Source organism: Brevundimonas vesicularis, assembly GCF_032067225.1.
GTDB lineage: Bacteria > Pseudomonadota > Alphaproteobacteria > Caulobacterales > Caulobacteraceae > Brevundimonas > Brevundimonas vesicularis_F.
On record NZ_DAMBJX010000033.1, the window covers coordinates 23,235 to 35,820 of the forward strand.

Annotated in this window: 16 protein-coding genes; 11 read left to right on the forward strand and 5 right to left on the reverse strand. The window is 64.1% G+C overall.

The genetic code is table 11. The annotated features are described in order from the left end of the window. Positions 1 to 257: 257 nt before the first annotated feature. Positions 258 to 557 (forward strand): hypothetical protein, encoded by a 300-nt coding sequence (locus RT123_RS10045; RefSeq protein ID WP_066551468.1) that lies wholly within the window; start codon positions 258 to 260, stop codon positions 555 to 557. A 91-nt stretch (positions 558 to 648) separates the two neighbouring features. Beyond that, positions 649 to 1,404, forward strand: coding sequence for a Crp/Fnr family transcriptional regulator (locus RT123_RS10050; RefSeq protein WP_162233938.1), 756 nt, complete (start codon positions 649 to 651; stop codon positions 1,402 to 1,404). A gap of 58 nt (positions 1,405 to 1,462) precedes the next feature. Here the strand turns inward: RT123_RS10050 and RT123_RS10055 are convergent, their stop codons facing one another. Then, the gene (locus RT123_RS10055) at positions 1,463 to 2,221 is read right to left on the reverse strand and encodes a Crp/Fnr family transcriptional regulator (protein WP_313009012.1); all 759 of its coding nucleotides are present in this window, start codon (positions 2,219 to 2,221) and stop codon (positions 1,463 to 1,465) included. Positions 2,222 to 2,389: 168 nt separating this feature from the next. Here RT123_RS10055 and RT123_RS10060 point away from each other — a divergent pair, with 168 nt between their 5' ends. From RT123_RS10060 to RT123_RS10070, 3 genes are read left to right on the forward strand one after another with little or no spacing between them, the layout of a single operon-like run. Continuing rightward, complete coding sequence (locus RT123_RS10060) at positions 2,390 to 2,575, forward strand: hypothetical protein (protein ID WP_313009014.1); 186 nt, start codon at positions 2,390 to 2,392, stop codon at positions 2,573 to 2,575. Continuing rightward, the gene (locus RT123_RS10065) at positions 2,572 to 3,177 is read left to right on the forward strand and encodes a cysteine hydrolase (RefSeq protein ID WP_313009015.1); all 606 of its coding nucleotides are present in this window, start codon (positions 2,572 to 2,574) and stop codon (positions 3,175 to 3,177) included. Before RT123_RS10060 ends, RT123_RS10065 begins: the two co-directional genes overlap by 4 nt. Next, positions 3,174 to 3,440: a hypothetical protein gene (locus RT123_RS10070; RefSeq protein ID WP_313009017.1), complete on the forward strand. Its 267-nt coding sequence runs from the start codon at positions 3,174 to 3,176 to the stop codon at positions 3,438 to 3,440. Before RT123_RS10065 ends, RT123_RS10070 begins: the two co-directional genes overlap by 4 nt. Positions 3,441 to 3,449: 9 nt before the next feature. On the opposite strand, the gene RT123_RS10075 is transcribed toward RT123_RS10070, so the two are convergent. Further along, on the reverse strand, positions 3,450 to 4,163 hold the full coding sequence (locus tag RT123_RS10075) for a helix-turn-helix domain-containing protein (protein WP_313009018.1): 714 nt from the start codon (positions 4,161 to 4,163) through the stop codon (positions 3,450 to 3,452). Between the two features lie 43 nt (positions 4,164 to 4,206). Next, a complete protein-coding gene (locus RT123_RS10080) occupies positions 4,207 to 5,121 on the reverse strand; it encodes a manganese catalase family protein (RefSeq protein ID WP_313009019.1) in 915 nt (304 codons plus the stop codon). A gap of 176 nt (positions 5,122 to 5,297) precedes the next feature. Between RT123_RS10080 and RT123_RS10085 the strand changes: the two genes are divergently transcribed. The 5 genes from RT123_RS10085 to RT123_RS10105 all read left to right on the forward strand — a co-directional run bounded on the left by RT123_RS10085 (position 5,298) and on the right by RT123_RS10105 (position 9,212). Further along, positions 5,298 to 5,843 (forward strand): hemerythrin domain-containing protein, encoded by a 546-nt coding sequence (locus RT123_RS10085; RefSeq protein WP_313009021.1) that lies wholly within the window; start codon positions 5,298 to 5,300, stop codon positions 5,841 to 5,843. Between the two features lie 33 nt (positions 5,844 to 5,876). Continuing rightward, complete coding sequence (locus RT123_RS10090) at positions 5,877 to 6,443, forward strand: SRPBCC family protein (protein ID WP_313009023.1); 567 nt, start codon at positions 5,877 to 5,879, stop codon at positions 6,441 to 6,443. A gap of 17 nt (positions 6,444 to 6,460) precedes the next feature. Then, on the forward strand, positions 6,461 to 7,639 hold the full coding sequence (locus RT123_RS10095; RefSeq protein ID WP_313009025.1) for a zinc-dependent alcohol dehydrogenase: 1,179 nt from the start codon (positions 6,461 to 6,463) through the stop codon (positions 7,637 to 7,639). 225 nt (positions 7,640 to 7,864) lie between these two features. Beyond that, the gene (locus RT123_RS10100) at positions 7,865 to 8,434 is read left to right on the forward strand and encodes an arylesterase (protein WP_313009027.1); all 570 of its coding nucleotides are present in this window, start codon (positions 7,865 to 7,867) and stop codon (positions 8,432 to 8,434) included. 4 nt (positions 8,435 to 8,438) lie between these two features. Beyond that, positions 8,439 to 9,212: an exodeoxyribonuclease III gene (locus RT123_RS10105; RefSeq protein ID WP_313009028.1), complete on the forward strand. Its 774-nt coding sequence runs from the start codon at positions 8,439 to 8,441 to the stop codon at positions 9,210 to 9,212. Positions 9,213 to 9,256: 44 nt separating this feature from the next. On the opposite strand, the gene RT123_RS10110 is transcribed toward RT123_RS10105, so the two are convergent. Together RT123_RS10110 and dinB are read right to left on the reverse strand one after the other, a co-directional pair. Next, positions 9,257 to 9,817, reverse strand: a complete 561-nt coding sequence (locus tag RT123_RS10110; protein ID WP_313009029.1) for an alpha-ketoglutarate-dependent dioxygenase AlkB — start codon at positions 9,815 to 9,817, stop codon at positions 9,257 to 9,259. After that, complete coding sequence (gene dinB, locus RT123_RS10115) at positions 9,814 to 10,887, reverse strand: DNA polymerase IV (protein WP_313009030.1); 1,074 nt, start codon at positions 10,885 to 10,887, stop codon at positions 9,814 to 9,816. The genes RT123_RS10110 and dinB overlap by 4 nt, the downstream gene beginning before the upstream one ends. A gap of 108 nt (positions 10,888 to 10,995) precedes the next feature. Between dinB and RT123_RS10120 the strand changes: the two genes are divergently transcribed. Then, a partial coding sequence (locus RT123_RS10120; RefSeq protein ID WP_313009032.1) for a PHP domain-containing protein occupies positions 10,996 to 12,586 on the forward strand: 1,591 nt, incomplete at its 3' end.

The window sequence follows — 12,586 nt, forward strand, 5'->3', positions numbered from 1 at the left end:
CGTGATCGACAACCCGACCCCCCTCGGATCGGTCCATGGCGTAAAGCCTGAAGGTCAAAGCTATGCCGCGGCTATTCGTTCCTGTGTGCGATAATGGTCTCAAGCAGATGGGAGGCGTTCGACTTTTGAAGCCAGCAGAACCAAGAGCATTTGGTCGAGATGATCCGATGCAATCGCGCGAGGGCTGCGGAGAGCAGTCAGCTTTGGAGCGATAAACTACGCAGCGCGTTCAGTGGACGAACTAAGAGGACCCAACCATGACCAACCTTGTCGCCTCCACATTCGCAACACGTAGAGACGCCGAGCTCGTGGTCGAACGGCTTGTCCAAACCCATGGCATGGAACGAGACGCCATTCAGGTCGCTCCTGAAGGCGAGGCGAACACGGTTGGAGACAGGCCTTCGGGCGGAGACGTCGAAGGCGACAGCCCCAGCGTCGACTCTCGGTCGGACGTGCCGATCGCCGGCCGTGTCAAAGTCGTCGTGTCTGCAGAAACCGATGACGAGGAACAGACGATACGCGCCGCATTCGTCGAATTCGGCGCCAAGGACGGATGACCCTCATGCGAGCCGGTCCTCGGCTACGTCGCGTTGATCCTGTGACAAGGGCCGCAGCGTCCCGACGCCTCTGTTCGCAAGGATGACGTCCGTGGAATCGCTCATCGATGCCAAGCTTCATCGCCTCGGCGACCTCTCGAACGACGATCGCGGACGGCTTGGAGGCCTCCTAAGTGGGCGCCGTCGCGCAGCAGCCGGCGAAGCCTTGGTGGAAGAGGGCAATCGACCCACGTTCAGTACGCTGCTGCTCTCGGGATTTGTCGGCCGAGTCTCGACCCTGGCGGACGGCGGTCGTCAGATCACAGCGATTAGCGTTCCCGGGGACTTCATCGATCTGCATGGCTTTCTTCTGAAAACGATGGATCACAGCCTGGTAGCCTTGTCTGACGTCACCGTTGCGGTTGTCCAGCACGCCGACTTGAGGCGCGTGACGGAACACGCCCCTCGCCTTGCGCGGGCGCTTTGGCTTGAAACGCTGATAGATGCGGCCATCCACCGGCAGTGGCTGGTGGCGCTGGGACGCAGAGACGCAGGGACACGACTGGGCCAGTTGATCTGTGAACTCTACCTCCGTCTGGAAGCCGTAGCCCTCGCCCAAGACCACACCTTCGAATGCCCTCTGACCCAATCGGACCTAGCGGACATGCTGGGGATGTCGAGCGTCCACGTGAACCGCTCGCTCAAGGTCCTTCGCGACACGGGCCTGGTGCGATGGCGGAATGGTCAGGTGTCGATCGACGACTGGACGGCGCTGACCGAGCGCGTCGCCTTCGACGCCTCCTATCTCGATCTGAAGCTGTCTAGGTCCTCAAGCGGCGCGCCGATCGCGAGACGGCGGACGGCCTAAATCCATCCGAAGCTCATTAGCGCGCGGCCGCTGCGCCTCCATCTCCGCGCCTGCGGCGTCAGACGCTCGCGATCCGGTTGGGACCGGACACATAGCGCCTGACGGGCAGCCCAGCGATACGGCGAAGCCGATCAACATCGATCAGGGAAATCGTCTGGTCGGACCGTTTGATCAGATTCAGGCGATCCATCTCGCGAAGGGTTCTGTTCACATGCACCGGCGTGATCCCGATCAGGTCGCCGAGATCGCGCTGGGTCAAAGGCATATGGAACATGCCGCCCGGCGCATCGCCGCGTTCGGACAATCGATCGAACAGATTGGTCAGCGTGGCGGCGATGCGAACGTGTGCGGGCGCCTGACCAACCACGGCCAGACTTTCCATCAACGCGACACGCTCTTTCTGCGCGCTCAGAAAGAGCGAAAGCGCAATCCGCGGATAGGCCTCAAATGTCGCTATCAGCCTGGACCTCGATATCGCGTGCACAGCGATGGGCGTCATGGCGGTCAGGCAGTCGACCGTTGTCGTCAGGCATAGGCTGGGCGCTCCCAGGAGATCGCCCGGAAGATGGACCTTCACGATCTGCTGCTTGCCAGATGCAAGCGCGATAGATGATGCGACCCAACCCTTGGTCAGCAGATAGAGATGAGATGGTACAGCCGCCTCATGACGTAATACGTGGTGGCGAGGCCAATGCTGGACCGGCTCAAGAAGCCCGGCCAGCGCTGCTCGCTCGCGAGATGACAGAGTGACGAATTCCCCCAACCGCCCCGGCGCATCGGATGGCGAATCGTTTGGGGGCGGCAGGTCCTCATCCATGCCCCGCGTTCCCCCAAACCCGGCATGCCTGCACTAACCCATGTAAAGGGCTGTCCGACGCGCCTTCGGGGGTACTCTCGACAGGCTAGAAGCCTGTCCAAAATCGGACCTATGAAACTTAGCGGACGCACCAGGATTGGTTGTCTTTTGATCCGGCGAGAAGGCGACATGACCCGACATACGCCACACAGGGACAAGATTGATCATACGCGCGGCTTGGCGCAGGGCGGTCTAGGTGGTCCCGAGGACGAAATACTCGACGCGGGACAGGAGGAGGTCTTCTCCCGCACCGAAGTCGAGCAAGGCGAGACCGAACACCACCTGGGCGAAGAGACGCCGAGGCTCAGGCCGTGACACGCGGCCTGAAGACGCGCATTCCGGAAACAGCGGCGCACCTTTGCATCGACATGCAGCGCATGTTCGTGGAAGGGACCGAATGGCATACGCCTTGGGCAGCCAAAACCCTTCCGGCCATCGAGGCGCTATGTTCTGCAAGGCCTGAAAGGCTGTGGTTCACCCGCTTCATCCCCGCCGCAACGCCCGATGAGGCGGGGGGCGCCTGGCGCGACTATTGGCGGCGTTGGTCGACCATGACGAAGAACGCTCTCGATCCGGCGATGTTGGATCTGGCGCTTCCGCTTCAGCGGTTCGCGCCGCCCGCCCATATCATCGACAAGACGGTCTATTCCGCCTGGTCAGGCACACGCCTCCACAAGGCGTTCAAAGATCAGGGTGTCGATACGCTCGTCGTAACGGGGGCGGAAACTGACGTTTGCGTTCTCTCGACCGTGCTCGGAGCCATCGATCTGGGCTATCGCATCGTGGTGGTCAGCGACGGGGTCTGCAGTTCGGCCGATCAGCCTCACGATCACCTTTTGGCGCTCTACAGCGACCGCTTCAGTCTCCAGGTCGAAACTGCCGAATGCCGAGAGGTGCTGGAGGCCTGGGTGGCATGACCGTCCATCCTCCCGTTCTGCGCTATCAGATCCGCTACCGTGATGGCGGAGAGCCTGAGACCCTGATCTCAAACGACATGGCTGACGCCATGGCCCAGGCGTCTCAGCGCGCAAAAGCGGTGAGTCAGGCTGTCGCCCTGTGGTGCGATGGTCGGTGGATCGCCGACGTTGATTCAGCCCCGTCGCTCCTCTCGCCCGACTTGATCGCAAAGCTCGTCCATGCCGGCATCTATGTATTCGGCGCACCGGTCCGAGACCGGTGACGAGCTGATCTAGGCCGCCTCGGCCGCGATGGCTTCGGCGAACGCTGGAGACTGCGGACGATAGTGACAGCAGGCCACGCTCGCGAGAACAGCCTCATCCTTCAAAAGAATTCGTCCCCGCACCGTACGTAAAGCGCCGGCGGCGCGAAGGCTCTGACACGCCTGATTGATGCTGGATCGGCGCAGGCTCAGCAGCGCTCCGATATTCGATTGTGACAGCGCGATCTCGAAGCCACCGGTAGCGCGATGAATGTCCAGAAGAAAGCTGGCGACGCGAGAGATCGCCCCATGCGACATGGCGCACCTCAAACGCGTCTCCATCGCCCTCAGTCGCTTGACGCCGCCTGCAAGCAGAAAATGAACGCCTTCCTCACCCGCCTCCCGGCAGAAGGCCGCCACGGGCGCCCGGTACACCAAGCCGTTCGACAGCCAGAGCCCTGGGCTTCCCCCTGCGATGTCGATCAGGTCGCCCGCCGCAGCGACGCCGCAATGGGTCCCTCGTTTCCCGTCATCGAGAAGAAGACAACCCTCGAGAACGACAGCGATCTCGCCATCCGGACGATAGGGTCCACCCGACACGACGGGAATGATCTCTCCCAGGCGTAGCGCACGACTGCGACTTTCGAAGGAGAGCGTATCGAACGCCCGCCACAACGAAAGAATTTCCTCGCGCGGCTCTAGACATGGCGAGGTCTCGCCGGACGGTGTCGCAGGATCGAGCATAGACCCATCCTGCGACTTTCCGGGCGTCGCGCACTTACATGGGTTAACTGACGCCTTCGTCCTCGATCAGTTCGGTCGTGGTCCCTGCCCCAGGTCCCGCCCCTAGATCAGCCCCGGTCACAGGATTGCCGTCGGGGTCAGAGGCTGTCCGGGCCGCAAAGGCCTGGACAGCGGCGGCGTCCAGTTTGCCCAGTGAGACGCTGGCGGAGCCGTCGCCGCCGTCCACGGCGCCCTGCTGTTCACGGTCGTCGATGAACTCCCATTGCTCACCCTCATTCCAGGGACCGCGCGCATCGCCCTCTCCTTGAGACATGTCGTAGTATTTGTCAGCGAAGGCGGGCAGGCCGACCAGCTTGCCCGCCGGGAAGTTCGGCTCCATGGCGTAGAGGGCCTTCTCGAAGGACTTCTGATGCGCCACCTCGCGCGTCATTAGGAAGTTCAAGGCGTCCTTCACGCCGGGATCGTCAGTGCAGTTGATCAGGCGTTCATAGACGATCTTGGCCCGCGACTCGGCGGCGATGTTGGAGCGTAGGTCGCAGGCGGGATCGCCGATCGAGTCGATGTAGGCGGCGGTCCACGGGACGCCGGCGGAGTTGATGAGGGCAGGCGCGCCGCCATAGAGAATGGAGGTCGTATGGCTCTCACCACCGCTGTTCAGCGAGGCGTAGAGATCGGCCTCCTCCATCGCGGCTTCAGCCATCTGGCCTTTCACGCCCCGGTTCAGCATGGACACGATCGAGCCGATGACTTCGAGGTGGCTTAACTCTTCCGTAGCGATGTCGAGCAGCATGTCTTTGCGGCCCGGATCTTCATCCGCCAAAGCCTGTGTGAAGTAGCGCATGGCGGCGGCGAGCTCGCCCTGCGGACCTCCGAATTGCTCAAGCATCAGGGTGGCGAGACCCGGGTTCGGTTCGGCTACCCTGACCGTATACATCAGGCGCTTGTTATGCATGAACATGGTTGGCTCCTCGGTTGAAGCCGAGCTAACCGGGCCATTCCGAGTGCTGTTCCGAAGGTCGGTTTTCGGACCTTGGATCGTTTTACTGTCGAGCTGGACACCTGTTGTGCCCGTTATTGGACAGGCGGAACGGACAACTCCTAACGGCTCTTGAACCTTCTTTCACGGGAGGTTTGATGTCCCTCATCGACAAGGCGCTCGCCGCCGTCACCCCGCAGCCTGACGACGAGACGCGCAAGGCGGCGACGGAAAAGGCCCGGGCCGCCTCCCAGCCTAGAGACTGGCTTTCGCTGGTGCTCGATCATCACGACGCCATCCGCGCCGCCTTCGCCTGTGGCCGGACTGCCAGGACCGCCGCAGAAAGAAACGCCGCTCGCGATGCGCTCGCGGTCGTGCTCAACGGCCATGCGCTGGCCGAGGAGCTGGTCCTCTATCCCGCCCTCGGCCAGGCCGGCGAAAAGATGCACGCGGCCCACGCCTATCTCGAGCAGACGACCACCAAGGCTCAGATGGCGGAGCTTGAAAATATCGCACCCTCAAAGCCCGCCTGGCTGGACAAGTGGGTCCACATCGAAGGCGCCGTTCTCACCCACATGTTCGAAGAAGAAAGCGATTGGTTGCTGACGCTGAAGGCCAATGGCGACCACCAGGTCCGTCTGGCCTCGCGTTACGCCGAAGAGTTCGAACGCTACGCTGGCCCGCCCCAGTCTCGAGCCGCCTGATCCCGACCGTCCAACATCAAGGAGGCATCAACGATGTCCGCCCCGCTTTCGACAGACGCCGACGTTCAGTCACCCGCCTTCCACGACGACGACTATGTCGAAGGCGCCTACGACTCCACCAGCATCCGGGCCGTCATGATCAACCAGCCCCGTCAACGGCTTTATGACTACTGGCGCGACTTTCGAAACCTGCCCAGTTTCATGGAGAATGTGAGGTCGGTGGATCTTCTGGACGCCCTCCGATCGAGCTGGAGCGTCGCCGGCCCGGCCGGTGCGGAGATCGAGCTTGTGAGCGAGATCACCGAAGACCGTCCCGGCGAGTACATCGCCTGGCGCTCCACAGAAGACAGCGACGTCGATCACCAGGGCTGGATCGAGTTTCGCGACAACGCCTTTGGCCGTGGAACCGAGGTGCGTGTCCTGATCAGCTATGACCCGCCGGCGGGCGCCGTTGGCAAACTGGTCGCCAAGGTGATGCAGCGCGAGCCCCGGGTCCAGGCCCGGCGCGAGCTGCGACGTTTCAAACAGCTGATGGAGACGGGCGAAATCTCGACGTCCAAGGCCCCCGACGCGGCGCCGCGCGCCGATCGTCATTTCTGATCCCGGAGGGAATTCTCATGCGCGCTCTGACCTGGCACGGCAAACACAATGTTCAGGTGGACACGGTCCCCGATCCTCAGATCGTCAATCCCCGCGATGCGATCATCAAGATCACGGCGACCGCCATCTGCGGATCAGACCTGCACCTCTACGACAGCGTGATCCCCGGTATGTCTAATGGCGATATCCTCGGCCATGAGTTTATGGGCGAGGTTGTCGAGATCGGCCGTGGCAACACAAGCCTTCAGGTCGGCCAGAAAGTCGTCGTGCCCTTCGTGATCGCCTGCGGCTCGTGTTTCCATTGCGGCAAGCAGCAATTCTCGGCCTGCGACAACTCCAATCCCGCCGACAAGTCCGACGCGTCCGAGATCGCCTACGGTTATTCGGCCGCCGGCCTGTTCGGCTATTCACACCTGACCGGCGGCTATGCGGGCGGTCAGGCGGAATATGTCCGCGTCCCCTATTCCGATGTCGGCCCGATCGTGGTGCCGGACGGGATTGAGGATGAGCGGGTCTTGTTCCTGTCCGACATCTTTCCTACGGGTTGGATGGCGGCCGAGAACGCGGAGATCGAGCCCGGCGACACGGTGGCGATCTGGGGCTGCGGGCCCGTCGGTCTGTTCGCCATCAAGAGCGCCAGATTGATGGGCGCCGGCCGCATCATCGCCATCGATCATCATCCACGCCGACTGGAGCTCGCCAAGGCGAACGGCGCGGAAGTCCTCAACTATCACGAGGTCAAGGTTCGAGAAGCCCTGATGGAGATGACCGCCGGCATCGGGCCGGATGCCTGCATCGACGCCGTCGGCATGGAGGCGCATGGCTTTTCGCCCGACAACATCATCGATGCGGTGAAGCAGGAAACGAAGCTGGGCACGGATCGCCAACATGTCCTCCGCGAGACGATCATGGCGTGTCGCAAGGGCGGCCGGGTATCGATCCCCGGCGTGTATGGCGGAATCGGCGACAAGCTGCCGATCGGCGCCCTCATGCAGAAGGGTCTGACGATCAAGACCGGCCAGACCCATGTGCAGAAATACCTGCCCCAGCTCCTTGAGCTCGTCATGGACGGCAAGATCGACACGACGGATCTGATCAGCCATCGCCTGCCGCTTGAGCAGGCGCCAGAGGCTTACAAGAACTTCCACGACAATCCGAACGAATGGACGAAGGTCGTGCTGAAGCCGCACGGCTGATCAACGGCCTTCGTTCGGATCTCACTGCCGTGACGACGATGGACCGCCAGACGTCTCAGGGCATCACGGCCGGAGCTCGGGATCGTTTTTCAGGCGATCTGGCAGGAACACGACAGGTTCGGCGAGCTTTTGGGTAGGCCATGACGCTGAACCCGCTGCTCGCCGACCGCTCCAGATCCGGTTTCGGCCCACTCGCTACATCAGACGCTGACGGGAGCGCCGCCTGTGGGCAATACTGAGCAGGTCGTAACGGTTCTCGGCGATTCCCTAACCGCCGGCTACGGCCTCAAGCCGGTTGAGAGCTTGCCGCGACAACTGGCGGCGCGACTGGCGACCCACACGCCCCCGGTTCGCATCATCGGCGCAGGCGTGTCCGGCGACACGACAACGGACGGTCTGAGACGGCTCGATCGGGACGTGCCGGGCCAGACGGATCTTTGCGTCGTCGCCCTGGGCGCCAACGACATGATGCAGCTGGTCCCGACCGATCACGTCAGGGATAACCTTCTGTCGATCATCGACAAACTCCAACAGCGCAACATCCCCGTTCTGCTGTGCGGCATGCGGGCGCCGCCCTGGTTCGGCGCCTACGCCTGGGCGTTCGACGCAGTCTACCCCGAGGTCGCTCGAACGGCGAACGCGCCCCTGATGCCGTTCCTGATGGACGGTGTCGCGCTGCACCCAGCCTATGTCTTACCGGACCGGATCCATCCCAACGCCGCCGGCGTGGGGAGGATGGCCGACGCCCTCGCCTCCCATGTGCGCGCCGCTTTGGCGGCCTTGCGGACGCCGTGACGGGATGCGGCTCGTCACCTTCAACATCAACGGCGTCAATCGTCGCCTGCCCAACCTCCTCGGCTGGCTGGAACAGGTCCAGCCGGACGTGGTCTGCCTGCAGGAACTGAAGGCGGCCGACACGCAGTTCCCAGCCGCCGAGCTCGAGGCGGCCGGCTATAGCGCGGTCTGGGTCGGCGAATCGCGCTGGAACGGCGTCGCCATCCTGAGCCGGATCGGCGCGCCGGTCGTGACCCGACGCCGGCTGCCCGGCGACGCCGACGACCGCCAGGCCCGTTATATCGAGGCGGCGGTCAATGGCGTGTTGATCGGCTGCCTCTATCTGCCTAACGGCAATCCCAGGCCCGGGCCCAAGTTCGACTATAAGCTGGCCTGGGCCCGACGGCTCAACGCTCACGCGGCGTCGCTATATTCGACCGAGGCGCCGGTCATTCTCTGCGGCGACTACAATGTCGTCCCGACCGACGCCGACATCTACAATACCCGCTCATGGAAAACCGACGCCCTGCTCCAACCCGAGAGCCGAGCCGCCTTCCAGAGCCTGCTCGACCAAGGCTGGACCGACGCCCTGCGCGAGCGCTTCCCGCACGAACCGCCGCCCTGGACCTTCTGGTCCTATTTCCGGGAGGCCTGGTCCCGCGACGCGGGTCTGCGGATCGACCATGTGCTGCTCAACGGTCTCGCGGCCGAACGGCTGACCGACGCCGGCGTCGATCGCGCGGTCCGCGGCACCGAGGGCGCGAGCGACCACGCGCCGGTCTGGATCGAGCTTGCCTGACCCAGCCGATCCGGACCGCTGGACGTCAGTCGACCCAACAATCGTCAAGCCGTCAGGGTCCGGAAGGTGATGGAATAGCGCAAGGCCGTCATCGGCGTGATCGAATGCTCCCAGGCCGCGCGCGCCTCCCCCGACAGGCGATAGACCGAGCCGCACGCCAGCGCCGCATTTCGACGCAGAAAGCCCGCCCCCTCGCGACGGCGCAGCCGCATCACGCAGGGCGCCAGCAGGGACAGGCCCAGGATCTCGCCATAGACAGGACGGTCGCGATGCCAGCCGATGCCGGCGCCCGGCGCATATTCATTGACCAGAACCTGGACAAAGGCCGCGCCGTCAAGATCGAGCCGGCCCGCCAAGCGCGCCAGCAAGTGCGAGAGGAACGCCGGCCATCCCGCGCCGTCGGCTGCTCGATCAAAGGCCGCGATCCGGCGATGGCCAAGGTAGCCCAGATGCTCATAGGGCTTGAACGCGAGGGTCTGGAGCGCAGCGACCAGCGCGGCCTGTTCGGGCGCCGACAGGACGTCGGCCCAATAGTCGAACCCCGGTACGACCGGCGCAAGAGAAGGCGCCTCTCCGAACAGGTCGATCTGCGCGGGTCTGGTCACGACAGGGCCAGTTGGTTCGCCGCCGCGCCCGTCGTCTCCAGATTGGACAGGCTGACCCCGACCAGCCGCACGCCCCGGATCGGCGGATAGAGGGACCGGACCAGCAGCCGACTGACGTCGCGCAAGGCCTCGCGGGAGCCGACGGGCTCGGACAGGGAGCGGCTGCGGGTGGACTGCTGGAAGTCGGCCCATTTGACCTTGACGGTGACAGTCCGTCCTCGGCTTCCGGTCTTCTCGCACCAGACCCAGACCTCGTCCGCCATCGCCGCCACCCCGGCCTCGATCGCCTCGGGCTCGGTCAGGTCGGAGGCGAAGGTGGTTTCCGAACCGCTCGATTTGCGGGTCCGGTCCGGATTGACCGGCCGATCGTCCTCGCCACGGGCGATGGCGTAATACCAGGGCCCGGACTTGCCGAAATGATGCTGGAGAAAGGCCAGGGGCTGGCGGCGCAGATCCGCGCCGGTGCGGATGCCCAGACCCTCCATCTTGGCGGCCGTCACCGGCCCCACGCCGTGAAACCGCTGGACCGGCAGGGCCTCGACGAAAGCCTCGCCGCGCCCCGGGGCCACCACGAACTGCCCGTTGGGCTTTCTCTGGTCCGACGCCAGCTTGGCCAGGAACTTGTTGTAGGAGATCCCGGCCGAGGCGGTCAGGCCGGTCTCCTCCAGAATTCGCCGCCGGATCGCCTCCGCCGTCGCCGAGGCGCTCCTTAGGCCTCGCCTGTCCGCCGTCACATCGAGATAGGCCTCGTCCAGCGACAGGGGTTCGATCAGGTCGGTGTAGTCCGCGAAGATCGCATGAATCTGCGTCGACACCGCGCGATATACCTCGAAGCGCGGCGGGACGAAGACGAGGTCCGGACATTTCCGCTGGGCGGTCGTCGAGGGCATGGCTGACCGCACCCCGAACCGCCGCGCCTCATAGCTGGCGGCGGCGACCACTCCGCGCGCCGCCGCATGACCGACTGCCACGGGCCGACCGCGCAGGGCGGGATCATCCCTCTGTTCCACGGAGGCGAAGAAGGCGTCCATGTCCACGTGGACGATCTTGCGGGTGGCGACGCCGGACATGCAGCCTGCATATCAACACGAGAACAAAAAGAAAACATTTGTCCAAGGCGACGCTTGCCATTCGGCTCGCCGGAGTGCTGTCGGGGAGGTCGAACCCGTTTAATCCCCATGTCATACGTCGAGCTTCAAGCCACTTCGCACTTTTCCTTCCTGCGCGGCGCCAGTAGTTGCGAGCTGCTGTTCGAACAGGCGCGGCTGTGCGGGCTTGAGGCCCTCGCCATCGTGGATCGCAACTCGCTGGCCGGGATCGTCCGCGCCCATGAGGCGGCCAAGGCCTCCGGCGTACGGCTGATCGTTGGCTGCCGGCTTGATCTGATCGATGGGACGGGCGTGCTTGTCTTTCCGACCGACCGGCCGGCCTATTCCAGACTGACGCGCCTGCTCTCCCTGGGCAAACGACGCGCCGGCAAGGCCAAATGCCACCTCGACTGGTCGGACCTGAAAGACTGGTCGGAGGGCCTGATCGCCATCCTGGTTCCGGACGAGGCGGACGAGGCTTGCGCCGCCAATCTGCGACGGCTGAAGGCGACCTTTCCTGCGGGCGCCTATCTCGCCCTGACGCTGCGACGACGCCCCCGCGATGCCTTGCGGCTGCACGACCTGTCGAACCTCGCCGTCCAGGCGGGCGTGCCGACCGTCGTGACCAACGACGTCCTCTTTCACCACCCGGACCAACGCCTGTTGCAGGACGTGGTCACCTGCGTTCGACACGGCTGCACGATCGACGAGCTAGGCTTCCGGCGCGAACGCCATGCGGATCGCTACCTGAAGCCCCCCGCCGAGATGCACCGCCTGTTCAAGGCCTATCCCGAGGCCCTGGCCCGCTCGGTCGAGATCGCCGACCGGTGCCGCTTCTCCCTCGACGAACTGGCCTATCAATATCCCGACGAGGTCTCGACGCCGGGCATGACGCCGCAGCAGACCCTCGAACAGCTGACCTGGGCCGGAGCCGCCGACCGCTATCCGGAAGGGCTGCCGGACAGGGTGCGCAAGACGCTTCGGCACGAACTCGATCTGATCGGCCAGCTCGACTACGCCCCCTATTTTCTGACGGTCCATTCGATCGTGCGCTTCGCCCGCAGCCAGGACATCCTGTGCCAGGGACGGGGTTCGGCCGCCAACTCCGCCGTCTGTTACGTGTTGGGCATCACCTCGATCGACCCGGGCCGCAATGATCTGCTGTTCGAGCGCTTCGTCAGCCAGGAGCGCCGCGAACCCCCGGACATCGATGTCGATTTCGAGCATGAGCGGCGCGAAGTCGTCATGCAGTGGATCTTCGAGACCTACGGCCGAAACCATGCGGCGCTCTGCTCCGTCGTCACCCGCTATCGCTCGCGCGGCGCCCTGCGCGACGTCGGCAAGGCGCTGGGGCTCAGCGAGGACCTGATCAAGACCCTGTCGTCCCAGGTCTGGAGCTATTCCAGCGAGGGCGTCGAGGACAAGCATGTCGCGGACCTCAACCTCAATCTGGAAGACCGGCGGCTTCGCCTGGCGCTAGAGCTGTCGCGTCAGCTGATCGGGGCCCCGCGCCACCTCAGCCAGCACCCGGGCGGGTTCGTCCTGACGCACGATCGCCTGGACGACCTGGTCCCGATCGAGCCGGCCGCGATGAAGGACCGCCAGGTCATCGAATGGGACAAGGACGACATCGACGTCCTGAAGTTCATGAAGGTCGATGTTCTGGCGCTCGGCATGCTCA